Annotated in this window: 8 protein-coding genes; 1 reads left to right on the top strand and 7 read right to left on the bottom strand. The window is 73.1% G+C overall.

The window, feature by feature from the left end; genetic code table 11:
- Positions 1–152: 152 nt before the first annotated feature.
- Genes ACFTXQ_RS24460 through ACFTXQ_RS24470 form a run of 3 tightly spaced genes read right to left on the bottom strand, consistent with a single transcriptional unit; the run spans position 153 to position 2,757 of the window.
- Positions 153–1,196, bottom strand: coding sequence for a MupA/Atu3671 family FMN-dependent luciferase-like monooxygenase (locus ACFTXQ_RS24460; RefSeq protein WP_382644156.1), 1,044 nt, complete (start codon positions 1,194–1,196; stop codon positions 153–155).
- Between the two features lie 19 nt (positions 1,197–1,215).
- A complete protein-coding gene (locus tag ACFTXQ_RS24465; RefSeq protein WP_382644158.1) occupies positions 1,216–2,505 on the bottom strand; it encodes an MFS transporter in 1,290 nt (429 codons plus the stop codon).
- A 27-nt stretch (positions 2,506–2,532) separates the two neighbouring features.
- Positions 2,533–2,757 carry an MbtH family protein gene (locus ACFTXQ_RS24470; protein ID WP_382644160.1) on the bottom strand — a complete coding sequence of 75 codons (225 nt, stop codon included), beginning with the start codon at positions 2,755–2,757 and terminating at the stop codon, positions 2,533–2,535.
- A 184-nt stretch (positions 2,758–2,941) separates the two neighbouring features.
- Here ACFTXQ_RS24470 and ACFTXQ_RS24475 point away from each other — a divergent pair, with 184 nt between their 5' ends.
- On the top strand, positions 2,942–3,601 hold the full coding sequence (locus ACFTXQ_RS24475; protein WP_382644162.1) for a response regulator: 660 nt from the start codon (positions 2,942–2,944) through the stop codon (positions 3,599–3,601).
- A 93-nt stretch (positions 3,602–3,694) separates the two neighbouring features.
- Here the strand turns inward: ACFTXQ_RS24475 and ACFTXQ_RS24480 are convergent, their stop codons facing one another.
- The 4 genes from ACFTXQ_RS24480 to ACFTXQ_RS24495 all read right to left on the bottom strand — a co-directional run bounded on the left by ACFTXQ_RS24480 (position 3,695) and on the right by ACFTXQ_RS24495 (position 24,325).
- Positions 3,695–4,513: an ABC transporter permease subunit gene (locus ACFTXQ_RS24480; protein WP_382644164.1), complete on the bottom strand. Its 819-nt coding sequence runs from the start codon at positions 4,511–4,513 to the stop codon at positions 3,695–3,697.
- Positions 4,514–4,553: 40 nt separating this feature from the next.
- On the bottom strand, positions 4,554–5,504 hold the full coding sequence (locus tag ACFTXQ_RS24485) for an ABC transporter ATP-binding protein (protein ID WP_382644166.1): 951 nt from the start codon (positions 5,502–5,504) through the stop codon (positions 4,554–4,556).
- A gap of 123 nt (positions 5,505–5,627) precedes the next feature.
- Positions 5,628–15,809, bottom strand: coding sequence for an amino acid adenylation domain-containing protein (locus tag ACFTXQ_RS24490; protein WP_382644168.1), 10,182 nt, complete (start codon positions 15,807–15,809; stop codon positions 5,628–5,630).
- Positions 15,806–24,325, bottom strand: a complete 8,520-nt coding sequence (locus tag ACFTXQ_RS24495; RefSeq protein WP_382644169.1) for an amino acid adenylation domain-containing protein — start codon at positions 24,323–24,325, stop codon at positions 15,806–15,808. Before ACFTXQ_RS24495 ends, ACFTXQ_RS24490 begins: the two co-directional genes overlap by 4 nt.

Consider the following 24,325-nt stretch of genomic DNA (forward strand, 5'->3'; position numbering starts at 1 on the left):
TAGTCTTTCCATGCTCCCGGGGCGTCCCCCGGGAACGCCATGGGCGCTCTATATAGGCGGGTGCGTCCGTATTTCCGGCGGTGACGCGAAAAGCTGCGCGTCCCTGCCGGTGCAGGGACGCGCAGCGCTTGCCGGGTGGGGCCGGCGGGGCGTCAGCCGGCGGTGATGCGCTCGTTGAGCCGGCCCAGGTGTTCGAGTCCGGCGAGGACTTCCTTGGCCGGGATTCCGAAGTCGATGAGGCAGCCGATCTCGTCGACGCCGATGGTGCGGGCCTGTTCGACCATGGGGAGTACCTCGTCGACGGTGCCGAAGAGGGCGCCCTCCCGGTAGTAGCGGTCGAAGGCGCGGGCGACGAGGAAGTCCATGTCGGCCTCGTTGAGGTCGTCCAGGTCGACGGCGTCGCCGACGAAGGAGCGGGCGATCAGGTGCATGGAGCTCTTGAGGTACTCGGAGAACGGGGCGCGCACCTGTTCGCGTACCGCGTCGGAGTCCTCGCCGATGAGGGTGTGCAGCATCAGGACGACGTGGCCGGGCCAGCCGTCGTGTTCGGCGGCGGCGACGCGCCGGTACTCGGAGATCTTCTCGGCGAGTTCGTCGAGGTTCTGGCCGAGCACGTGGGTGAGCAGGCCGGCCTTGAGGCGGCCGGCCGCGCGGAAGGTCTCGATGCCGCGGGCGCTGGTGACCCAGACCGGCACCTCCCGCTGGACGGGCGGCGGGTAGGACTGGACGGTCACGGGCCGGCCGAGGCCGTCGACGGCCTCCAGACCGTCACCGCGCCACAGCCGGCGGACCTGGCCGATGGCGTCGAGGACGTTCTGGCGGCGCTCGGGGTAGGTCTCGGGGCGCAGCGCGAAGTCGACGGCGTGCCAGCCGGAGGCGAAGGCGAGGCCCGCGCGGCCGCCGGAGAGGTTGTCGACGACCGACCACTCCTCGGCGATGCGCAGGGGGTGGTGGAGGGGGGCCACGACGGAGCCGGCGCGGATGGCGACGCGCTCGGTGACGGCGGCGACCGCCGCGCCGAGGACGGCCGGGTTGGGGTAGGCGCCGCCGAAGGGGTGGAAGTGCCGTTCGGGGGTCCATACGGCTGCGAAGCCGTTGCGGTCGGCGAACTTGGCGCCCTCCAGGAGGAGTTCGTAGCGCCCGCTCTCGCCTGCGGCGGTGCTGTCGTTGGCGAAGTAGAAGAGGCTCAGGTCCATCGGTTCTTCTCCCGTGGGGCTACGTGAGGTGGTCGGCGGGGGCGTCTGCGGGTGTGTCGCCGCCCCGGCGCACGGCGGGCAGGGCGGCGGCCGTGAGGGTCAGCAGGGCCATGCCCGCGGCGACGGCGAGCACGCTGTCGGAGGCGTTCCAGGCGTCCAGGAGGAACCCGCCGCCGAGTGCGCCGAGGGAGGCGCCGCCGGAGACGAGCAGGTTGGAGGTGGCGCCCGCCCTGCCCTGCATCTCGTCCGGGGTGGTCGACATCTGGTAGACGGAGGCGGCCACGCCGAAGACCGCGCCGACCAGGTTCATGAGGGCGAACGCGGCGCCGATGAGGACCGGGTCGGTGGTCAGGGCCATCACCGGGATCAGCAGGGACCAGGCGGCGAATCCGCCGATGAGCAGGGCGGGCAGCGAGATCCGCTCCATCCACCAGCGGGCCGCCACGGCTCCGAGGAGCCCGCCGGCGCCGCTGATCGCGAAGACGACGCCGACGACGGATTCGGAGTGCCCGGTTTCGCGTACGAGCAGCACCACGACGGCGAGGGACAGGATCTGGAAGAGTCCGCCGCCCAGCGCGACCAGGCCGACGGCCGTACGCAGGAACCGGCGGCCGCGCAGCCAGGCGAAGCCCTCCGCGATCTGGGCGAGCGGCCGCGCGGGGGCCGCGGCGCGGGCGCCCTGGAGGGGGGTGCGGATGAACAGGAGCGTCACGACGGCCACGACGGCTCCGATCGCCGCCGTCAGGAAGGGGCCCCAGCGGACGACGGTGAACAGGGCGGTGCCGGCGGGCGCGCCGAGCAGGCCGGCCGCCCTGCCGCGGGCCTCGTTCTGGGCCATGGCCGCGCCGAGCTGCTCCGCGGGGACCAGGGCGTGGACGGCGCCGCGTTCGGCGAGCTGGTGGACGACGGCGAAGGCGCTCTCGACGAAGACGACCGCGATCAGGTGGGCGAGGCGGGGGGTGCCGGCCAGCAGGGCCCCGGCCAGGCTGCCGAGGGCCAGGAGGCGGCCCGCGCCGCAGCCGATCATGGTCTTGCGGCGGTCCCAGCGGTCGGCGAGGACGCCTGCCGGGAGTTGGAGGAGGAGGTTGGGGACGAGGGCCGCGAAGCCGACGAGCCCCGCCGCGGAGGCGGATCCGCCGGTCGCCCACAGGGCCAGCAGGGGGTAGCAGACGGCGCTCATCCTGGTACCGAAGAAGGCGGTCCACTGGCCGCTCCACAGGAGCAGGAAGTCCCTGTTCCGGGAGAGCGGTGGGGGCGCCGCCCCGGTGGGGGGCTGCTGGGCGGCGGGGGCCGCCGGCGTCGCGGGCACGGTGTCCATTCCTCGCTGCCGCAGGTGTCAGGCGGCCGCCGCGGCGGCTTCCGTCTCCCGGATCAGGCTGGCCGGGCGCATGTCCGTCCAGTTGGTCTCGACGTAGTCGAGGCAGCTCTGGCGGTCCGCCTCGCCGTGGGCGGTGGTCCAGCCGGCCGGGATCTCGGCGAAGGACGGCCACAGGGAGTGCTGGCCCTCGTCGTTCACCAGCACCAGGTACAGGCCCTCTTCGTTCTCGAACGGGTTCGACATGGTTCACACCTCAGTCAGCTTCGGTCGGATTCTTTGGCGTCCCGTGCGGGCCGCCGGTGGGAGAGGATGGGCGGGTGCCCGCGTGGCGGCGGCTCACGGCACACCATGAATCTGCGGCAGCCGCCTACGGCGTTCCTATAGATCCGGCGATGTACGGATCCACCGATCCATCCGGAGGGGCTGCGTGACGATCCGAGTACTGCTTGCCGATGACGAGGCGATGATCCGGGGCGGGGTCCGGGCGATCCTGGAGTCCGCCGAGGACGTCGAGGTCGTGGCGGAGGCGGGGGACGGCCGGGAGGCGGTGGACCTCGCCGCGCGGCACCGGCCGGACGTCGTGCTGATGGACATCCGCATGCCGCGGATGGACGGGCTGACGGCGGCCGCGGAGGTGCGGCGGCTGGTGCCGGGGACGGCCGTGGTGATGCTGACCACCTTCTCCGAGGACAAGTACATCGTCGACGCGCTCGCCGGCGAGGTGAGCGGCTTCCTGCTCAAGTCCGGCGATCCGCAGGACCTGCTGGCCGCCGTACGGGCCGTGCGGGACGGGGCGTCGTTCCTGTCGCCGCAGATCGCGCACCGGGTGATGCGGCTGCTGGGGGCGCGGGACGTCGGCCGGGGCATGGCGGCGCAGGAGCGGGTCGCCGGGCTGTCGGGGCGGGAGCGGGAGGTGCTCGCGCTGCTCGGGGCGGGGTGCTCCAACGCGGAGATCGCACGGCGGCTGTTCGTCGTGGAGGGGACGGTGAAGGCGTACGTCAGCGCGATCCTGACGCGGCTGGAGGTCAAGAACCGGGTGCAGGCCGCGATCGTCGCGCACGAGGCGGGCCTGGTGTCCGAGGCGTGACGCCGGCCGGTCCCGGGCCGTGAACGCCGGCGAGGCCGGGGCTGCCCCTGGAGGGGCAACTCCCGGCCTCGCGTGCCGAGTCGGGGGGGCGGGTTACGCGTCGCGCTTGCGGATGGTGGTGATGCCCAGCCACAGGGCGGCGGCGGCCCAGGCACCGACGACCAGGAAGCCGACGAAGGGGCCGAAGGGCTCGGTGTCGTTGAGGGCGAAGTGGGCGCCGGCCTGGCTCGGGAAGTACTCGGCGATGTCAGCGAGGAAGTCGAGGCTCTTGACGACCTCTCCGATGCCCTGGAGGAGCATCGGGATGACGAGGAACAGGGCGAAGAGGACCACGATGGTGCCGGCGGCGCTGCGCAGGACCGCGGAGAGGCCGACGGTCAGGACGCTGATCGCGGCGAGGAAGACGCCGGTGGCCAGGACCTGGAAGACGATCTCGCCGCTGTAGTGGGCGTACTCGTCGAGCATGGTGCCGCCGAAGGCGACGCCGAGGGCGGCGACCACGACGCCGACGACGAAGGAGACCGCTCCGGTGACCGCGGCCTTCGCCAGCAGCACGCGGCGGCGGTCGGGGACGCAGCTGAGGGTGGTGGTGATGCTGCCCGTCGAGTACTCGCTGGTCACGGAGAGCATCGCCAGGGACGCCAGGATGAAGATGATGAAGTAGCTGATGGTGCTGACGCCGATGCTCGCCGCGTCGATCGAGTCCTCCGCGCCCGGCACGCCCTTCAGGTTCGAGGTCATCGTCATCGCGGCGAACGGGGAGATCAGCACCATGCTCGCGACGGAGCCGACGACGAACCAGAGGGTCGAGCGGAGGGAGCGGAGCTTCATCCACTCCGCCGCGATCGCGCCCCGCAGGCCCGAGTCCGTCCGGGTGGTGGTCAGGGTTGCCAGAGGGGTGGTTGCGGTCATGGTGATCGCCTTCTCGGGAGGTGTGCGGGGGGCGGGGGGCTCAGGCGCGGGTCGCGGTCGCGGCGGTGTGCTGCTGAAAGGCGGAGTTGCCGTACTCGACGCTGTCCGCCGTCAGTTCCATGTAGACCTGCTCCAGCGAGGCCTCCACCGCGCGCAGTTCGTGCAGCCGCACTCCCATCTCGTGGGCCAGGTCGCCGACCTGCTCGACGGTCGCCCCGGTCACGATCAGCTCGTTGGAGCCCGCCCACTGCACGTCCGCCGCGTAGCCGGCGAGCGCGCTGACCAGGCCGTGCAGGGCGCCGCTCTCCGGGCCGCGGACGCGGACGGTACCGCCGGCGTGGCTGGCGAGGAGCTCCTCCATGCCGGTGTCGGCGATGAGGCGGCCCTTGCCGATGACGATGAGGCGGTCGGCGGTCAGTTCCATCTCGCTCATGAGGTGGCTGGAGATGAAGACCGTGCGGCCCTCGGCCGCCAGCGAGCGCAGGAACTGGCGGATCCAGCGGACGCCGTCCGGGTCCAGTCCGTTGACCGGCTCGTCCAGCATCAGCACCTGCGGGTCGCCGAGCAGGGCGCCGGCGATGCCGAGGCGCTGTCCCATGCCGAGCGAGAAGCCGCCCGCCTTGCGGTCGGCGACATCGCTCAGGCCGACCGCGTCGAGCACCTCCTCGACCCGGCTCAGGGGCAGGCCGTGGCTGAGGGCCATGGCCCGCAGGTGGTTGCGGGCGCTGCGGCTGGGGTGGACGGCCTTGGCGTCCAGGAGGGCGCCGATCTCGCAGAGCGGGTTGGGGATCTGTGCGTACGGACGGCCGTTGACCAGGGCCTGGCCCGAGGTGGGCAGGTCCAGCCCGAGGATCATCCGCATCGTCGTCGACTTGCCGGCGCCGTTGGGACCGAGGAACCCGGTGATCTTCCCGGGCATGATCTCCAGGGAGAGATCGTCGACCGCGGTCTTGTCCCCGTAGCGCTTGGTCAGGCCCTGAAGGGTGATCATGTGAGTCGTTCCTCTCGTCTGGCTTCCGTCGGGCGGGGGCCGGCGGCTTCCGATGACCTCAAATTACGGACGGGGAGGGGGCTGCCGCAGTGAGCGATCGGCACCCCCGGCACCTGACGAAAGTCAGGTGCCGGCACGCGTGTCGAGGTCTGCCAGGGACCGGGCGAGGGTCCGGCCGATGAGAGCCGCGGTAACGGAATCACTCAGCATCCCTTCGTGGTCGGACGAGACGTCGAAGCTGTGTACAGCCCCGCTCAGATAAGGCTTCCAACCGGGGCTATGCGGATTCTCTACGTCCAGTTCAGCGGCCTGTCCGGCCGTGGAATCGACTCCTCCGGTCGCCTTGAAGAAGAGCAGATCGCCTTCGAAGCGGGCGGGGGTGGCGTAGGTGTGCATGAGCCGCAGGCTCGTCAGGTGCGCCCGGGTCATCCGCAGCAGTTCGGCGTCGCCGAAGTCGGCCAGGGAGGGGTTCTGGGCGCGGATGTGCGCCAGGTAGCGGGGGATGTGGGCCTCGACCGGCCCGTCGGTCGCGGGGTCGTACGCGAATCCCACCGCGCGCAGCTGCGCCGCGACGAGTTCCGGCTCGCTCGGCGCGGGCCGGCCGGGGGTGCCGGGCAGGGTGTCCAGGATGGCGAGCAGCTCCACTTCCTCGCCGCTCTCCTGGAGCTGCGTGGCCATCGCGTGCGCGACCTGCCCGCCGAAGGACCAGCCGAGCAGCCGGTACGGGCCGTGGGGGCGCAGTTCCCGGACGCGCTCCACGTACGCGGCGGCCAGCTCGGCCACCGTGTCCGGGCCTGCCGTGTCCGGGGTTTCGGCTGAGAGGCCGGGGGCCTGGAGTCCGTAGACCGGCTGGCGCGGGTCCAGGTGCGGGAGCAGCGCCGCGTAGCACCAGCTCGCGCCGGCGGCCGGGTGGACGCAGAACAGCGGGGGCAGCGGGCCGGTGGCGCGCAGCGGCAGCAGCGGGCGCAGTGCGGCGGCCGGGTCGTACGGCGTGGAGTCGGCAAGGGCTTCGGCGAGCGCGGCGACGGTGGGGGCCTCGAAGAGGCGGCGGACGGGCAGCTCGATGCCGAGGGCGCCGCGGATGCGGGTGGTGAGCCGGGTGGCGAGCAGGGAGTGGCCGCCGCGCTCGAAGAAGTTGTCCTCGATGGTGAGGTCGTCCGCCTGCAGGACCTCCGCGAACAGCCCCAGCAGGATCTCCTCGCGCGGGCCCCGGGGCGGCCTGGCCCCGGTGGCGGGGCCGGTCTCGGGGGCGGGCAGGGCGGCCCGGTCGAGCTTGCCGTTGGGGGTGAGCGGGAGGGCGTCGAGGGTGACGAACGCGGCCGGGACCATGTAGTCGGGCAGGGCGGCCGCCAGCTGCGCCCGCAGCGGCCCGTGGTCGATGGCGGCGCCGGTGGGCGGGACGACGTAGGCGACGAGACGGCGGGCGCCGGGAGTGTCCTCGCGGAGCAGGACGGCGGCGCGGGCGACCGTTTCGTGGCCGGTGAGTGCGGCTTCGATTTCGCCGAGCTCGATGCGGAAGCCACGGAGTTTGACCTGGTGGTCGACGCGGCCCAGGTATTCGAGCTCGCCGTCCCGGGTCCAGCGGGCCAGGTCGCCGGTGCGGTACATGCGGGTACCGGGCGGACCATACGGGTCGGCCGTGAACCGCTCCGCCGTCAGGACGGGGCGGTTGAGGTAGCCGCGGGCCAGCTGGACTCCGGAGAGGTACAGCTCGCCGGAGGCGCCGGCCGGGACGGGCCGCAGGTGCCGGTCCAGTACGTAGGCACGGCAGTTGTCGATCGGACGGCCGATCGGGGCAACCCGCGGCCACTGCTCCTGGTCTGCGGGCAGGGTGTAAGCGGTGACGACATGGGTCTCGGCCGGGCCGTAGTGGTTGTGCAGCACCGAGGAAGCGCCCGCGGCCGCGTAGTGCGCGCGGACCGGCTCCCGCAGGGTCAGCGCCTCGCCCGCCTGCGCCACATGCGCCAGGTCAGGGAGAGGGAGATCCAGGTCGCGGGCGGCCTCGAAGACCGCGTCCACGACCAGGTTCGGGGCGTACAGCTCGGCGACACGGTGCTCGGACAGCCAGGCGGCCAGGGCGGCCGGGTCCCGGCGGACCTCCTCCGGGCAGACCACCAACGTCCGGCCCGAGACGACCGCAGAGAGGATCTCCTGCACCGACACGTCGAAACTGACCGCCGTGAACTGGGCGGTGACCGTGCCGGGACCGCCCGGAACGGCCTCCTCATGCCAGGCCAGGAGGTTACGCACCGCACCGGCCGGCATCACGATGCCCTTCGGACGACCCGTGGACCCCGACGTGTAGATGACGTACGCGGGAACCTCGGCCGGGATGGCCAGGTCCAGGTCCCCGTCCTCGTATCCGGATGTGTCGGGGAGGGTGTCCAGGACCACCGCCGGAGCGGCGTCCTCGACCATGTAGGCGATGCGGTCCGCCGGATACTCCGGATCCAGCGGCAGATACGCCGCGCCCGCCTTCAGCGTCGCGAGCATCGCCAAGACGAGGTCCGCAGAGCGGGGCAGGCGAACACCCACCACCGACTCCGCTCCCACACCACGATCGGCGAGCCAGCGGGCGAGCCGGTTCGCCGACGCGTTCAGCTCCCCGTACGTGAGAGCGGTGTCGCCGGCCAGCACCGCAGGCGTGTGCGGGGCAGCGGCCACCCGGGCCTCGAACATGGCCGGGAGGGTCAGCGGCGCGTGGGCCGTCTCCGTGGCGTTCCAGGCCGTCAGGAGCTGCTCGCGCTCGGCGCCGGACAGGATCTCCACCCGGTGCACGGGAGCCGACGGCTCCGCCGTCACCGCCTCCAGCACCCGCACGAAGCGTTCGGTCAGGGTCTGGGCGGTGTCGGGGTCGAAGAGGTCGACGGCGTATTCGAGGGTGCCGTGGAGGCCGGTGCCCGGAGCGCCCTCGGAGAGGGAGAGCAGCAGGTCGAACTTGGCGGATCCGCCGGCCACGGCCCGCTCGGACAGGGTGAGCCCGCCGAGTCGGCCGACGGCTTCGACGGCCCGGTGCCGGTCGGTGTTGTCCCACATCAGCATGGTCTGGAAGAGGGGGTGGCGGGCCATGGAACGGGCCGGGTTGAGGACTTCCACGAGCCGTTCGAAGGGCACGTCCTGGTTCCCGTACGCCGCCAGGTCCGCCTCCCGTACGCGAGCCAGCAGCTCGGCGAACGTCGGATCCCCGGACAGATCGGTCCGCAGCACGAGGGTGTTCACGAAGAACCCGACCAGGTCTTCCAGCGCATCGTCCGTACGACCCGCGACAGGCGTGCCGATCGCGATGTCCTCACCCGCACCCAACTGGTGCAGCAGGGTCGCCAGGGCAGCCTGCGCCACCATGAAGGGGCTCGCGCCGTGCGCACGGGCCACCTCCTCCAGACGGGCGTGCACCGCGGCCGGCACCTCGAAGGACACCGAACCACCCCGGTACGAAGCCACCGCCGGACGCGGCCGGTCCACCGGCAGCACCAACTCCTCCGGAAGCCCGGAAAGCCGCTCCTTCCAGAACGCCAACTGCGCCGCGACCACACTCCCCTCGTCGTCCTCCGACCCCAGCAGCTCCCGCTGCCACAGCGTGTAATCCGCGTACTGCACCGGCAGCGGAGCCCAACCCGGTTCGGCGCCGGAGACCTGAGCGGCGTACGCGGTGGCCAGGTCGCGGGCGACGAGCGGCAGGGACCAGCCGTCGCCCGCGATGTGGTGCAGGACGAGGACGACCACGTGCTCCTCCGGCGCCAGCTCGAACAGGCGCAGGTGGACGGGGAGTTCGCGGGACAGGTCGAAGGCGTACCCGGCCGCTTCCGCGATCCCCTCCTCCAGTTCGCGCTCGTCGATGACGGTGGACACGGCCAGACCGGGGTGGGCCTGGTCGGCGGGCAGCACGATCTGGTGCACGCCCTGGTCGTCCTCGGCGAAGACGGTACGCAGGGACTCGTGCCGGACGACGAGGTCGTGCAGGGCGGCGGCGAGCGCCTCCTGCTCCAGCGGGCCGGTCAGGCGCAGGGCGGTGGTGAGGTTGTAGACGGGGCTCGATCCGTCGAACTGGTTGAGGAACCAGAGCCGCTGTTGGGCGTGGGAGAGCGGGAGCCGCTCGGGGCGGGGGCCGGCGGTGACGGCCGCGCGGGCGGAGCCGGCGGCGGTGGCGAGGTACGGGGCGAGGCCGGCGACGGTCGGCGTCTCGAACAGCCGGCGGACCGACACCTCGGCCCCGAAGACGGACCGGATGCGGGCGGCGAGCTTCGTGGCGAGCAGCGAGTGGCCGCCGCGAGCGAAGAAGTCGTCGTCGATGGAGACGGGCGCCGAGGCGGCGAGGACCTCCGCGAAGAGGCCGCAGAGGATCTCCTCCTGCGGGGAGCGCGGGGCGCGCCCGGGGCCTCCCGGCTCCTCGTCGGGGGCGGGAAGAGCGCGGCGGTCGAGCTTGCCGTTGGGGGTGAGCGGGAGGGCGTCGAGGGTGACGAACGCGGCCGGGACCATGTAGTCGGGCAGGACGGCCGCCAGGTGCTTGCGCAGCAGTACGCCGTCGAGCGCCTCGCCGGGCCGGTCGGGGACGACGTAGGCGACGAGGCGCTGGTCGCCGGGGGTGTCCTCGCGGACGAGCGCGGCGGCGCGGGCGACGGCCTCGTGGGAGGCCAGGGCCGCCTCGACCTCACCGAGCTCGATGCGGAACCCGCGGAGCTTGACCTGCTGGTCGACGCGGGAGACGTAGACGAGCTCGCCGTCCTTCGACCAGCGGACGAGGTCGCCGGTGCGGTACATGCGGGAGCCGGCCGGGCCGTACGGGTTCGCGACGAAGCGTTCGGCGGACAGGCCGGGGCGGTTCAGGTACCCGCGGGCGAGGCCGGTGCCGGCGATGTAGAGCTCTCCCGCGACCCCGGCCGGGACGGGCTGCAGACCCGAGTCCAGGACGTAGACCTGGGTGTTGGCGATGGGCCGGCCGATGGTGACGTCGGCGGAGGTCACCTCGGTGGCCGTGGACCAGATGGTCGTCTCCGTCGGCCCGTACAGGTTCGTGACGGAGGCCGCGTGCTCGGCCAATTGCGCCGCGAGATCCGACGGCAGCGCCTCGCCACCCGCCAGGACCCGGACCTCGCCCAGCACGGAGGTGTCCACGTAGCGCCACAGGCTCGGGGTCGCCTGCATGACCGTGACCGCACGGCTCTCGATGAGGGCGCGCAGGGCCTCGGGGTCACGCACCTCGTCCCGGCCGGCCAGGACGACGGAAGCGCCGTTCAGCAGCGGCAGGTAGATCTCCAGCCCCGCGATGTCGAAGGCGACGGTGGTGACGGCGAGCAGACGGTCCTCGGCACCCAGCTCAAAGCGGTCCTGCATGCTGGTCAGGAAGTTCAGCAGGGCACCGCGCGGGACGACCACGCCCTTCGGGCGACCCGTCGAACCCGAGGTGTAGATGACGTACGCCGGAGCGTCCGCCGGAACCGTCACCGACAGGGGCTCGGCGGAGCAGGCGGAGACGTCCGGAAGCGAGTCCAGGACGACCGTCGGTGCCGCGTCCTCCAGCATGTACGCGATCCGGTCCGCCGGATACTCCGGGTCGATCGGCACGTACGCCGCACCCGACTTCAACACGGCCAGCAACGCGACGACCAGATCGGCCGAACGCGGCAGCGTCACAGCCACCAGCTGCTCCGGTCCCGCACCCTGCTCACGCAGCCAGCGCGCGAGCCGGTTCGACGCCGCGTCCAACTCCGCGTACGAGTACGAGACCCCGCCCGACACCACGGCCACCGCATCCGGCACACCGGCCGCCCGGGACGTGAACAGGGACACCACATCGGCGGCCGGCAGCTCACGGGCGGTCGCGTTCCAGCCGTGGAGCACCCGCTCCCGCTCCCCCGCCCCCAGCACGTCCACCCGCCCCACCGGCACGTCCGGGCCGGTGACCAGCGCCTCCAGGAGGCGTACGAACCGTGCCACGAGCGACTCGGCCGTCGCGTGGTCGAACAGGTCCGTCGCGTATTCGAGTACGCCGTTCAGCTCGGCGTCGATGGCGAAGCGGAGGTCGAAGGTGGCCGCGCCGGTGCCGACGGGTTCGCCCGCGACCGTGAGGCCGGGCAGCAGCCCGCCGGCGCCGTTCATCGTGTCCTGCTGGTCGACGCTGTTGAAGGCCAGCATGGTCTGGAAGAGCGGGTGCCTGGACATCGAGCGGGCCGGGTTGAGGGCCTCCACCAGCCGCTCGAAGGGCACGTCCTGGTGGGCGTACGCCGCCAGGTCCGCCTGCCGGACCCGGGCGACGAGCTCGGCGAACGTGGGGTCGCCCGAGACGTCGGTGCGCAGGACGAGGGTGTTGACGAAGAAGCCGACCAGGTCGGCCAGGGCGTCGTCCGTACGGCCCGCGACGGGCGTGCCGATCGGGATGTCGTCGCCCGCGCCGAGTCGGTGCAGCAGCACGGAGAGGGCCGCCTGGACGACCATGAAGACGCTCGCCTGGTGCCGGCCCGCGAACTCGGCGGTCAGGGCGTGGAGTTCGGCCGGCACCGCGATCGGCACCTCGCCGCCGCGGTGGCCGGCCACCGCCGGGCGGGGCCGGTCGGTGGGCAGGTCGAGTTCGTCCGGGAGTCCGGCGAGGGCCTCCCGCCAGTAGGAGACCTGGCGGGCGGCCAGGCTGTCCGGGTCGTCCTCGGAGCCGAGGAGCTCCGCCTGCCAGAGCGTGTAGTCCGCGTACTGGACGGGCAGCGGGGCCCAGCCGGGCTCCTCCCCGGCCGTGCGGGCCGCGTACGCGGTGGCCAGGTCGCGGATCAGGACGGGCGTGGACCAGCCGCCGTCGCCCGCGATGTGGTGGACGACGACGAGGAGCACGTGCTCCTCGGGGGCGAGGGTGAACAGCCGGGTGTGGACGGGGGGTTCGGCGGAGAGGTCGAAGGTGTACGCGGCGCCGTGGGCAAGGGCCTCGGCGAGTCCGTCCTCGTCGACCGCGATCACGCGCGGCGCGGCGCGGGCCGCCTCCGGGTCGAGGACCACCTGGTGGGCGCCGTCCGCGTCCTCCGCGAAGACCGTACGCAGGGACTCGTGCCGGACGAGGAGGTCGTGCAGGGCGGCGGTGAGGGCCGGGCGGTCGAGGGGGCCGGTGAGGCGCAGGGCGACGGGCACGTTGTAGGCGGGGCTGGGGCCGTCGAACCGGTTGAGGAACCACAGGCGCTGTTGGGCGAAGGACAGCGGGACGCGGTCGGGGCGCACGGTGGCGGCGGTGAGTTCGGGGCGGGCGGTCCCGGATCCGGTGAGGGCGGCGGTCAGGCCGGCCACGGTCGGGGCGTCGAAGAGGGCGCTCATCGGCAGGTCGACGTCGAGGGCGGCCCGGATGCGGCTCATCAGGCGGATCGCGAGGAGGGAGTGCCCGCCGTTCTCGAAGAAGTCGTCGTCGATGGAGAGCGGGGCCGGGGCGCCGAGGACCTCGGCGAAGATGCCGCAGAGGATCTCCTCCTGCGGGGTGCGCGGGGCGCGGCCGGGCGCGTCGGGCTCGTAGTCGGGGGCGGGCAGTGCGCGCCGGTCGAGCTTGCCGTTGGGGGTGAGGGGGAGCGCGTCGAGGGTGACGAAGGCCGAGGGGACCATGTACTCGGGCAGGACCTCGGCGAGCCGGGCGCGCAGGGCGGCGGTCCGCTCGGGGGTGGCCTTGCCGCCGGGGACGACGAGGTAGGCGACGAGGCGCTTGTCGCCGGGGGTGTCCTCGCGGACGAGGACGGCGGCGCGGGCGATGGCCTCGTGGGCGGTGAGGGCTGCTTCGATCTCGCCGAGCTCGATGCGGTAGCCGCGCAGCTTGACCTGCTGGTCGACGCGGGACAGGTAGTCGAGGCGGCCGTCGGCCGTCCAGCGGACGAGGTCGCCGGTGCGGTACATCCGGGAGCCGGCCGGGCCGTACGGGTTCGCGACGAAGCGTTCGGCGGACAGGCCGGGCCGGTTCAGGTAGCCGCGGGCGAGGCCGGTGCCCGCGATGTACAGCTCGCCGGGGACTCCGGCGGGGACCGGCTGGAGGGCCGCGTCGAGGACGTACACCTGGGTGTTGGCGATGGGACCGCCGATCGACACGGCCTGACCGCCGAGCACCTGCTCCGCCGTGGACCAGATGGTGGTCTCCGTCGGGCCGTACAGGTTCGTCACGGAGGCCGCGTGGTCGGCGAGAGTGCCCGCCAGATCGGACGGCAGCGCCTCGCCGCCCACGAGGACGCGCACTCCGGTCAGGGCCTGCGGGTCCACGAACCGCCAGAGGCTCGGGGTGGCCTGCATGACGGTGACGGACCGCGTCTCGATCAGGGACCGCAGGGCCTCGGGGTCCCGGGCCTGCTCGCGGTCGGCGAGGACGACGGAGGCGCCGTTCAGCAGCGGCAGGTACAGCTCCAGGCCGGCGATGTCGAAGGCCACGGTGGTCACCGCGAGCAGACGGTCTTCGGAGGTGAGGGCGAAACGGTCCTGCATGGCGGTCAGGAAGTTCAGCAGCGCGCCGCGCGGCACGACCACGCCCTTCGGGCGGCCCGTGGAACCCGACGTGTAGATCACGTACGCCGGAGCGTCCGCCGGAACGACCAGGTCCAAGGCCTCTGCGGAGCAGCCTGAGACGTCCGGCAGCTCCTCCAGAACGACCGCCGGAGCCGCGTCCTCCAGCATGTAGGCGATACGGTCCGCCGGATACTCCGGGTCGATCGGCACGTACGCCGCACCCGACTTCAACACGGCCAGCAACGCGACGACCAGATCGGCCGAACGCGGCAGCGTCACGGCCACCAGCCGCTCCGGACCCGCACCCTGCGCCCGCAGCCAGCGCGCGAGTCGGTTGGAGGCCCGGTCCAACTCGGCGTACGAGTACGAGACCTCGCCCGACACCACGGCCACCGCATCCGGCGCCCCGGCCACCCGGGACGCGAACAGGGACACCACATCGGCGGCCGGCAGTTCGCGGGCGGTGGCGTTCCACGCGTCGAGGAGCTGCCCCCGCTCCCCCGCCCCCAGCACGTCCACCCGCCCGACCGGCAGGTCGGGGTCGGCGGCGAGCCGGGTCAGGACGTGCACAAGGCGGTCGGCGAGGGTCTGGGCGGTGGAGCGGTCGTAGAGGTCGGTGGCGTAGGTCAGCGCGCCCACGAGACCGGAGTGCCGGTCCCCGGCCTCCTCCGAGATGCTGAAGGCCAGGTCGAAGCGGGCGGACGCGCTCGCGACGGGGTGGCCCTCGACCGTCAGGCCGGGAAGCTCGGCGAGGGCGGCGCGGGCGGCGCTGCGGTCGTTGTTGTCCCAGGTGAACGAGGTCTGGAAGAGCGGGTGCCGCCCCTTGGAGCGGGGCGGGTTGAGGACCTCGACGAGCCGCTCGAAGGGCACGTCCTGGTTCTCGTACGCGGCCAGGGAGGCCTCGCGAGTGCGCCGCACGAGCTCGGTGAAGGCCGGGTCCCCGGACAGGTCGGCCCGCAGGACCAGGGTGTTGACGAAGTAGCCGATGAGTTCTTCGAGGGCGTCGTCCGTACGGCCCGCGATGGGCGTGCCGATCGGGATGTCCTCGCCGGCGCCGAGCCGGTGCAGCAGCACCGCCAGGGCCGCCTGCACCACCATGAACAGGGAGGCGTGCTGCTCGCGCGCCACCGCCGCGAGGCGGGCGTGCACCTCCGCCGGGACGCTGAAGGTGACGGTGTCACCGCGGTGGGATGCGGTGGCGGGGCGCGGCCGGTCGGCGGGGAGGGCGAGCTCCTCCGGCAGGCCGGCCAGGGCCGAACGCCAGTGGTCGAGCTGCCGGGAGACGACGCTGTCGGGGTCGTCCTCGGAGCCGAGCACCTCGCGCTGCCACAGGGTGAAGTCCGTGTACTGGACGGGCAGCGGGGCCCACTGCGGGGTCTCGCCGGCGGCGCGGGCGGCGTACGCGGTGACCAGGTCGCGGACGAGCAGCGGCTGCGACCAGCCGTCGCCCGCGATGTGGTGCAGGAGCAGGAGCAGCACGTACTGCTCCGGCCCCTGCTCGAACAGCCAGACCCGCAGCGGGAGGTCGGCGGCCAGGTCGAAGGGCGTACGGACCGCCTCCGCGAGCGCCGCCTCCAGCGCGGCCGGGTCCGCCGCGGCTCCGGCCGGTACGACCGTGAGCTGCGGGGTGGCGGATCCGGCCGCCAGTACCACCTGGTGGGCGCCGTCCGGACCGTCGGCGATCAGGGTGCGCAGGCTGTCGTGCCGGGCCACCAGGTCGCCGAGTGCCGCCCGGAGCGCCGGGAGGTCCGGCGTTCCGGTCAGGCGCAGCGCGGTCGGGATGTTGTAGAGGGAGTTGGCGCCCTCAAGCTGTTGCAGGAACCAGAGGCGGCGTTGCGCGAACGACAGCGGAATCACGAGTTCTCCTTCGGCCTGAGCATCGGGCGCAGCGCCGGCCGGGAGGCGGACTTGGTGGCCTTGTTCCGCGATTCCAGCTCCGCCACCGCCTCGCCGAGGGTGGCCACGGTCGGCGCTTCGAAGAAGACGCGGACCGGGACCTCGACGCCGAGCGCGGACCGCAGCCGGCCGATGAGCTTGGTGGCGAGCAGCGAGTGCCCGCCGAGGTCGAAGAAGTCGTCGTCGATGGTGACGGCGTCGGTCTTCAGCACCTCGGCGAACAGCCCGCACAGCAGCTCTTCGCGTTCCGTGCGCGGTGCCCGGCCGGAGGAGGCCGTGCGGTGGTCGGGGGCGGGCAGGGCGGATCGGTCGAGCTTGCCGTTCGGGGTCAGCGGCAGCGTCTCGAGCTGGACGACGGACGAGGGCACCATGTATCCCGGCAGCGAGGCACTGACGTGCCTGCGCAGCTCATTCACTTCTAGTGAGGCGCCCTCTACGGGAACTACATAGGCGACCAGGCGCTTGTCGCCGGGGGCGTCCTCGCGGACGAGTGCGGCGGCGCGGGCGACGGCCTCGTGGGAGGCCAGGGCCGCCTCGACCTCGCCGAGCTCGATGCGGAAGCCGCGGAGCTTGACCTGCTGGTCGACGCGGGACAGGTAGTGGAGCTCGCCGTCGGCCGTCCAGCGGACCAGGTCGCCCGTGCGGTACATGCGCGAGCCGGCGGGGCCGTACGGGTTCGCGACGAAGCGTTCGGCGGACAGGCCGGGCCGCTTCAGGTACCCGCGCGCCAGGCCGTGGCCCGCGATGTACAGCTCGCCCGCGACTCCGGCCGGGACGGGCCGGAGGGCGGCGTCGAGGACGTAGACCTGGGTGTTGGCGATGGGCCGGCCGATGGTGACCTCGGCAGAGGTGACCTCGGTGGCGGTCGACCAGATGGTCGTCTCCGTCGGCCCGTACAGGTTCGTGACGGAGGCCGCGTGCTCGGCCAGCTGCGCCGCCAGATCGGAGGGCAGCGCCTCGCCACCCGCCAGGACGCGGACCTCGCGCAGGGCGGCCGGGTCCTCGGCGAGCAGGGCGTGCCAGAGGCTCGGCGTCGCCTGCACCACCGTGGCCTCTGCCAGCCGGCGGGCGAGGACGGCCGGATCGTGGACGGCCTCGCGGTCGGCGAGGACGACGGAGGCGCCGTTCAGCAGCGGGAGGTAGATCTCCAGCCCGGCGATGTCGAAGGCGACGGTGGTGACGGCGAGCAGGCGGTCGTCGGCACCCAGCTCGAAGCGGTCCTGCATGCCGGTCAGGAAGTTCAGCAGCGCGCCGCGCGGGACGACCACGCCCTTCGGGCGGCCCGTGGAGCCCGACGTGTAGATGACGTACGCCGGAGACTCCGACGGGACGGCCAGGCCCAGTGCCGCCGCCGAGTGGCCGGAGGTGTCGGGCAGGGAGTCCAGGACGACCGCCGGGGCCGCGTCCTCCAGCATGTACGCGATCCGGTCCGCCGGATACTCCGGGTCGATCGGCACGTACGCCGCACCCGACTTCAGCACCGCCAGCAACGCGACCACCAGGCCGGCGGAACGCGGCAGCGTCACCGCCACCAGCTGCTCCGGACCCGCGCCCTGCTCACGCAACCACCGCGCGAGCCGGTTCGACGCCGCGTCGAGCTCCGCGTACGAGTACGCGACCTCGCCCGACCGGACCGCCACGGCCTGCGGTGTCGCCGCCGCCCGCGCCTCGAAGAGGGAGACCACATCGGCGGCCGGCAGCTCACGCGCGGTCGCGTTCCAGGTGTCGAGCACCTGCTCCCGCTCCCCCGCCCCCAGCACGTCGATGTCGCGTACGCGCAGCTCGGGGTCGGCGGCGACGGCCGCCAGGAGCCGCTCGAAGCGGGCCACCAGCGTCCGCGCCGAGGCCGGATCGAAGAGGTCCGTCGCGAAGTCCAGCGCGCCGCGCAGACCGGCGGGCGCGCCCTGCTCGTCGAAGGACTCGGCCAGGTTCAGCGCGAGGTCCGTCTTGGCGACGCCGGTCGCGACCGGCAGCGGGGCGACGGTGAGTTCGGCGAGGGCTCCGGCGGCGTCCGCGCCGAGGCTCTGGTCGTTGTTGTTCCAGAGCAGCATCGTCTGGAAGAGCGGGTGCCGGGAGAGCGAGCGGTTCGGGTTGAGGACCTCGACCAGCTGCTCGAAGGGCACGTCCTGGTGGGCGTACGCCGCCAGGTCCGCCTCGCGGACCCGGCCGATGAGCTCGGCGAAGGTCGGGTCGCCCGAGACGTCGGTGCGCAGCACGAGCGTGTTGACGAAGAAGCCGACCAGCTCCTCCAGGGCATCGTCCGTACGGCCCGCGATGGGCGTGCCCATCGGGATGTCGTCCCCGGCTCCGAGCCGGTGCAGCAGGGCCGCGAAGGCCGCCTGGACGACCATGAAGAGGCTGGCCTGCCGGTCCCTTGCCACGCCCGCGAGCGCCGCGTGCAGCGCGGCCGGGATCTCCACCGGGACGAGGCCGCCCCGGTAGGTGGCGGCCGCCGGCCGTGGCCGGTCGGTGGGAAGGGCGATCTCCTCGGGGAGGCCGGCCAGTGCGTCCTTCCAGTGGGCGAGCTGGCTCGCGAGCACGCTGCCGTCCTCGTCCGCGGAGCCGAGGGCGGCCCGCTGCCACAGGGTGTAGTCGGCGTACTGGACGGGCAGCGGGGCCCAGTCCGGTGCCCCGCCCGCGCTCCGGGCCGCGTAGGCGCGGGTCAGGTCGCGGGCGAGGAGCGGGGTCGACCAGCCGTCGCCCGCGATGTGGTGCAGCAGGATCAGCAGGACGTGGTCCTGCTCGCCGACCTCGAACAGCGACAGCCTGAGCGGGACTTCGCGGGTGAGGTCGAAGCCGTGGCGCGCGGCCTCGGCCAGCCGGTCCGCGAGATCCGCCTCGGTCGTGGTGGCGAGGACCGGCTCGGTGCGCGCGGCTTCCGGGTCGAGGACCACCTGGTAGGCGCCGTCCGCGTCCTCCGCGAAGACCGTACGCAGGGACTCGTGGCGGGCCAGTACGTCGTGCAGGGCGGCGCCGAGGGCCTCGCGGTCCAGGGGCCCGGTCAGGCGGAGGGCGGTGGAGAGGTTGTAGGTGGCGCTGGGCCCTTCCAGCCGGTGCAGGAACCACAGGCGCTGTTGCGCGAAGGACAGCGGGATCCGCTCCGGCCGCGTCTCGGCCCGTACGACGGCTCCGCGGGCCCGGTCGGCGGTCGAGAGGGAGGCGGCGAGGGCCGCCACGGTGGGCGTCTCGAAGAGCCGGCGTACGGACAGCTCGACGCCGAGGACGGTACGGATCCGGCTGGTGAGCTTGGTGACCAGCAGGGAGTGGCCGCCGCGCTCGAAGAAGTTGTCGTCGACGGTCACGGAGGGCAGCCGCAGGACCTCCGCGAACAGCCCGCACAGGATCTCCTCCTGCGGGGAGCGGGGTGCCCGGCCGGCGCCGGTCGCCGCGTGGTCGGGGGCGGGGAGGGCGGCCCGGTCGAGCTTGCCGTTGGGGGTGAGCGGGAGGGCGTCGAGGGTGACGAACGCGGCCGGGACCATGTAGTCGGGCAGGGCGGCGGCGAGGTGCTTGCGCAGCAGACCCGTCTCGACGCTCTCGCCGGTGGGCGGGACGACGTAGGCGACGAGACGGCGGGCGCCCGGGCTGTCCTCGCGGAGCAGGACGGCGGCGCGGGCCACGGCCGCGTGGGAGGTCAGGGCGGCTTCGATCTCGCCGAGCTCGATGCGGAAGCCGCGGAGCTTGACCTGGTGGTCGACGCGGCCGAGGTATTCGAGCTCGCCGTCGCGGGTCCAGCGGGCCAGGTCGCCGGTGCGGTACATGCGGGTACCGGGCGGACCATACGGGTCGGCCGTGAACCGCTCCGCCGTCAGGACGGGGCGGTTGAGGTAGCCGCGGGCCAGCTGGACTCCGGAGAGGTACAGCTCGCCGGAGGCGCCGGCCGGGACGGGCCGCAGGTGCCGGTCCAGTACGTAGGCACGGCAGTTGTCGATCGGACGGCCGATCGGAGCCACCCGCGGCCACTGCTCCTGGTCGGCGGGCAGGGTGTAGGCGGTGACGACATGGGTCTCGGCCGGGCCGTAGTGGTTGTGCAGCACCGAGGAGCCACCCGCGGCCGCGTAGTGCGCGCGGACCGGCTCCCGCAGGGTCAGCGCCTCGCCCGCCTGCGCCACATGCGCCAGGTCGGGGAGAGGGAGATCCAGGTCGCGGGCGGCCTCGAAGACCGCGTCCACGACCAGGTTCGGCGCGTACAACTCCGCGACACGGTGCTCCGCGAGCCAGGCGGCCAGGGCGGCCGGGTCCCGGCGGACCTCCTCCGGGCAGACCACCAACGTCCGACCCGAGACGACCGCAGAGAGGATCTCCTGGACCGACACGTCGAAACTGACCGCCGTGAACTGGGCGGTGACCGTGCCGGGACCGCCCGGAACGGCCTCCTCGTGCCATGCGAGGAGGTTGCGGACCGCACCGGCCGGCATCACGATGCCCTTCGGACGACCCGTGGACCCCGACGTGTAGATGACGTATGCGGGAACCTCGGCCGGGATGGCCAGGTCCAGGTCCCCGTCCGCGTATCCCGACGTGTCGGGGAGCGCGTCCAGGACCACCGCCGGGGCGGCGTCCTCGACCATGTAGGCGATCCGGTCCGCCGGATACTCCGGATCCAGCGGCAGATACGCCGCCCCCGCCTTCAGCGTCGCCAGCATCGCCACCACCAGGTCCGCAGAACGAGGCAGGCGAACACCGACGACCGACTCCGCACCCACACCACGATCGGCGAGCCAGCGGGCGAGCCGGTTCGCCGCCACGTTCAACTCCCCGTACGTGAGAGCGGTGTCGCCGGCCAGCACGGCAGGCGTATCGGGGGCAGCAGCCGCGCGGGCCTCGAACATGGCCGGGAGAGTGAGCGGGGCGTGGGCCGTCTCCGTGGCGTTCCAGGCGGTCAGGAGCTGCTCGCGCTCGGCATCGGCGAGGATCTCCACCCGGTGCACGGGACCCGACGGCTCCGCCGTCACCGCCTCCAGCACCCGCACGAAGCGTTCGGTCAGGGCCTCGGCCGTCTCCGGGTCGAAGAGGTCCGCGCTGAACTCCAGGGTGCCCTGGAGCCCGGCCGCGGCGCCCTTGTCGCCGCGCAGGTCGGTGACCGCGAACAGGAGGTCGAAGGTCGCGACGCCCGTGTCCAGTTCGTGGCCGGCCAGCCGCAGTCCGGGCAGCTGGATCCCGCTGCTCAGGGATTCCTGCTGGGAGGCGTTGTTCCAGGTCAGCATGGTCTGGAAGAGCGGGTTCCGGGACATCGAGCGCGTGGGGTTGAGTACCTCCACGAGCCGTTCGAAGGGCACGTCCTGGTTCCCGTACGCCGCCAGGTCGGCCGTCCGCACCCGACCGACCAGCTCCGCGAACGTGGGGTCGCCGGACAGGTCGGTGCGCAGCACGAGGGTGTTGACGAAGAAGCCGACGAGGTCTTCCAGGGCGTCGTCCGTGCGGCCCGCGATGGGCGTGCCGATCGGGATGTCCTCGCCCGCGCCCAGCCGGGCGAGCAGCAGCGCGAGCGCGGCCTGGACGACCATGAAGGAGCTGGCCTGCTGCTGGCGGGCCACGTCCTCCAGGCGGGCGTGCGTTTCGGCGGAGACCCGGAAGGGGATCCGGCCACCCCGCTTGGTGCCGACGGCCGGGCGCGGCCGGTCGACGGGGAGGGCGAGCTCCTCGGGAAGTCCGGCGAGGGCTTCCCTCCAGTAGGCGAGCTGGCGGGCGGCCAGGCTGTCGGGGTCCTCCTCGGAGCCGAGGAGCTCGGCCTGCCACAGGGTGAAGTCGGCGTACTGGACGGGCAGCGGGCTCCAGGCCGGGGCCTCGCCGGCGGTGCGGGCCGCGTAGGCGACGGTGAGGTCGCGTACGAGGACGGGCATGGACCAGCCGCCGTCGGCGGCGATGTGGTGGACCACGATCAGCAGGGCGTGCTCGCCGGGCGCGAGCTCGAACAGCCGGGTCCGCAGCGGGATCTCGGCGGCGAGGTCGAAGCCCTCGGCGACGGCGTCGCCGATCGCCCGGTCGAGGGCGTCCTCCGTGACGGGGACGATCCGCGGCTCGGGGTGGACGTCGGCCGGGTCGAGGACGACCTGGTGGGCGCCGTCGGCGTCCTCGGCGAAGACGGTGCGCAGGGACTCGTGGCGGGCGACGACGTCGCGCAGGGCGGCGGCGAGTGCCGGGCGGTCGAGGGCGCCGGTCAGGCGCAGGGCGGCCGGGACGTTGTAGGCGGGGTTGGGGCCTTCGAACTGGTTGAGGAACCACAGTCGCTGTTGGGCGGTGGACAGCGGGATCCGCTCCGGACGTGCGTACGGGGCGAGTTCGGGGCGTACGGCGCCGCCGCCGGCGAGGGCCGCGGACAGGCCGGCCACGGTCGGGGCGTCGAAGAGCTGCGCGATGGGGAGTTCCACGCCGAGGACGGAGCGGATCCGGCCGGCCAGGCGCATGGCGGCCAGGGAGTGGCCGCCGTTGACGAAGAAGTCGTCGTCGATGGAGATCTGGGGCAGGCCGAGGACCTCGCCGAAGAGACCGCAGAGGATCTCCTCCTGCGGGGTGCGCGGGCGGCGTCCCTGGGCGTCCGGACCGAGGTCGGGGGCGGGGAGGGAGCGGCGGTCGAGCTTGCCGTTGGGGGTGAGCGGGAGGGCGTCGAGGGTCAGGACGGCCGACGGGACCATGTACTCGGGCAGCACCTCGGCCAGGCGCTTGCGCAGCAGGGCCTGGGAGGGCAGGGAGACGCCGCTCCTGGGCACGAGGTAGGCGACGAGGCGCTGGTCGCCGGGGGTGTCCTCGCGGACGAGGACGGCGGCCCGGTCGACGGCTTCGTGGGAGGTGAGGGCTGCTTCGATCTCGCCGAGCTCGATGCGGTGGCCGCGGAGCTTGACCTGCTGGTCGACGCGGGAGAGGTAGACGAGCTCGCCGTCCTTCGACCAGCGGACGAGGTCGCCCGTGCGGTACATCCGGGAGCCGGCCGGGCCGTACGGGTTCGCGACGAACCGCTCCGCCGACAGGCCCGGGCGCTTCAGGTACCCGCGCGCCAGACCGTGGCCCGCGATGTACAGCTCGCCCGCGACCCCGGCCGGGACCGGCCGCAGGGCGGCGTCGAGCACGTAGACCTGGGTGTTGGCGATGGGACCGCCGATGGTGACGTCAGCGGAGGTCACCTCGGTGGCCGTGGACCAGATGGTGGTCTCGGTCGGCCCGTACAGGTTCGTGACGGAAGCCGCGTGCGCGGCCAACTGCGCCGCCAGATCGGACGGCAGCGCCTCGCCACCCGCCAGGACGCGGATCTCGCCCAGCACGGACGGGTCCACGTAGCGCCACAGGCTCGGGGTCGCCTGCATGACCGTGACCGCGTGGGTCTCGATGAGGGCGCGCAGGGCCGCCGGCTCGCGGACCTCGTCCCGGTCGGCGAGCACGACCGAGGCGCCGTTCAGCAGCGGGAGGTAGATCTCCAGCCCGGCGATGTCGAAGGCCACCGTGGTGACCGCCAGCAGGCGGTCGTCGGACGACAGGGCGAAACGATCCTGCATCGAGACCAGGAAGTTCAGCAGCGCACCGCGCGGGACGACCACGCCCTTCGGGCGGCCCGTCGAACCCGAGGTGTAGATGACGTACGCCGGAGACTCCGACGGGACGGTCAAGTCCAGCGCCTTCGCCGAGTAGGCGGATACGTCGGGCAGGGAGTCCAGGACGACCGCCGGAGCCGCGTCCTCCAGCATGTACGCGATCCGGTCCGCCGGATACTCCGGGTCGATCGGCACGTACGCCGCACCCGACTTCAGCACCGCCAGCAACGCGACCACCAGGTCGGCCGAACGCGGCAACTTCACCGCCACCAGACCCTCCGGCCCTGCACCCTGCTCACGCAGCCAGTGCGCGAGCCGGTTCGACGCCGCGTCGAGCTCCCCGTACGAGTACGAGACACCGGCCGACACCACGGCAACGGCATCCGGCGCACCGGCCGCCCGCGCCTCGAACAGGGACACCACATCGGCGGCCGACGGCAGGGCGCGCGCGGTCGCGTTCCAGCCGTGGAGCACCCGCTCCCGCTCCCCCGGGGCCAGTACATCCACACGGCCGACCGGCTGCCCCGGGTCGGTGATGACGGTGTCCAGGAGGCGGAGGAAGCGCGACACCACGGATTCGACCGTGGCGCGGTCGAACAGGTCCGTCGCGTATTCGAGTACGCCGCCCAGACCGGCCGGGGTGCCCTCCTCGTCGAAGGACTCGGCGAGGTTGAGCGCCAGGTCGAACTTGGCGACCCCCGAGTCGACCGGGAGGCCGGTGACCGTGAGGTCGGAGAGCCGGGTCACGGCGCTGCGCGCGCCCTGCTGGTCGTTGTTGTTGAAGGCCAGCATGGTCTGGAAGAGGGGGTGGCGGGCCATGGAGCGGGCCGGGTTGAGGATCTCCACCAGCCGCTCGAAGGGCACGTCCTGGTGGGCGTACGCCGCCAGGTCCGTCTCGCGGACCCGGGCGACGAGCTCGGCGAAGGTCGGGTCGCCGGAGACGTCGGTGCGCAG

This window comes from Streptomyces sp. NPDC057010, assembly GCF_042673805.1.
Classification (GTDB): Bacteria; Actinomycetota; Actinomycetes; order Streptomycetales; family Streptomycetaceae; genus Streptomyces.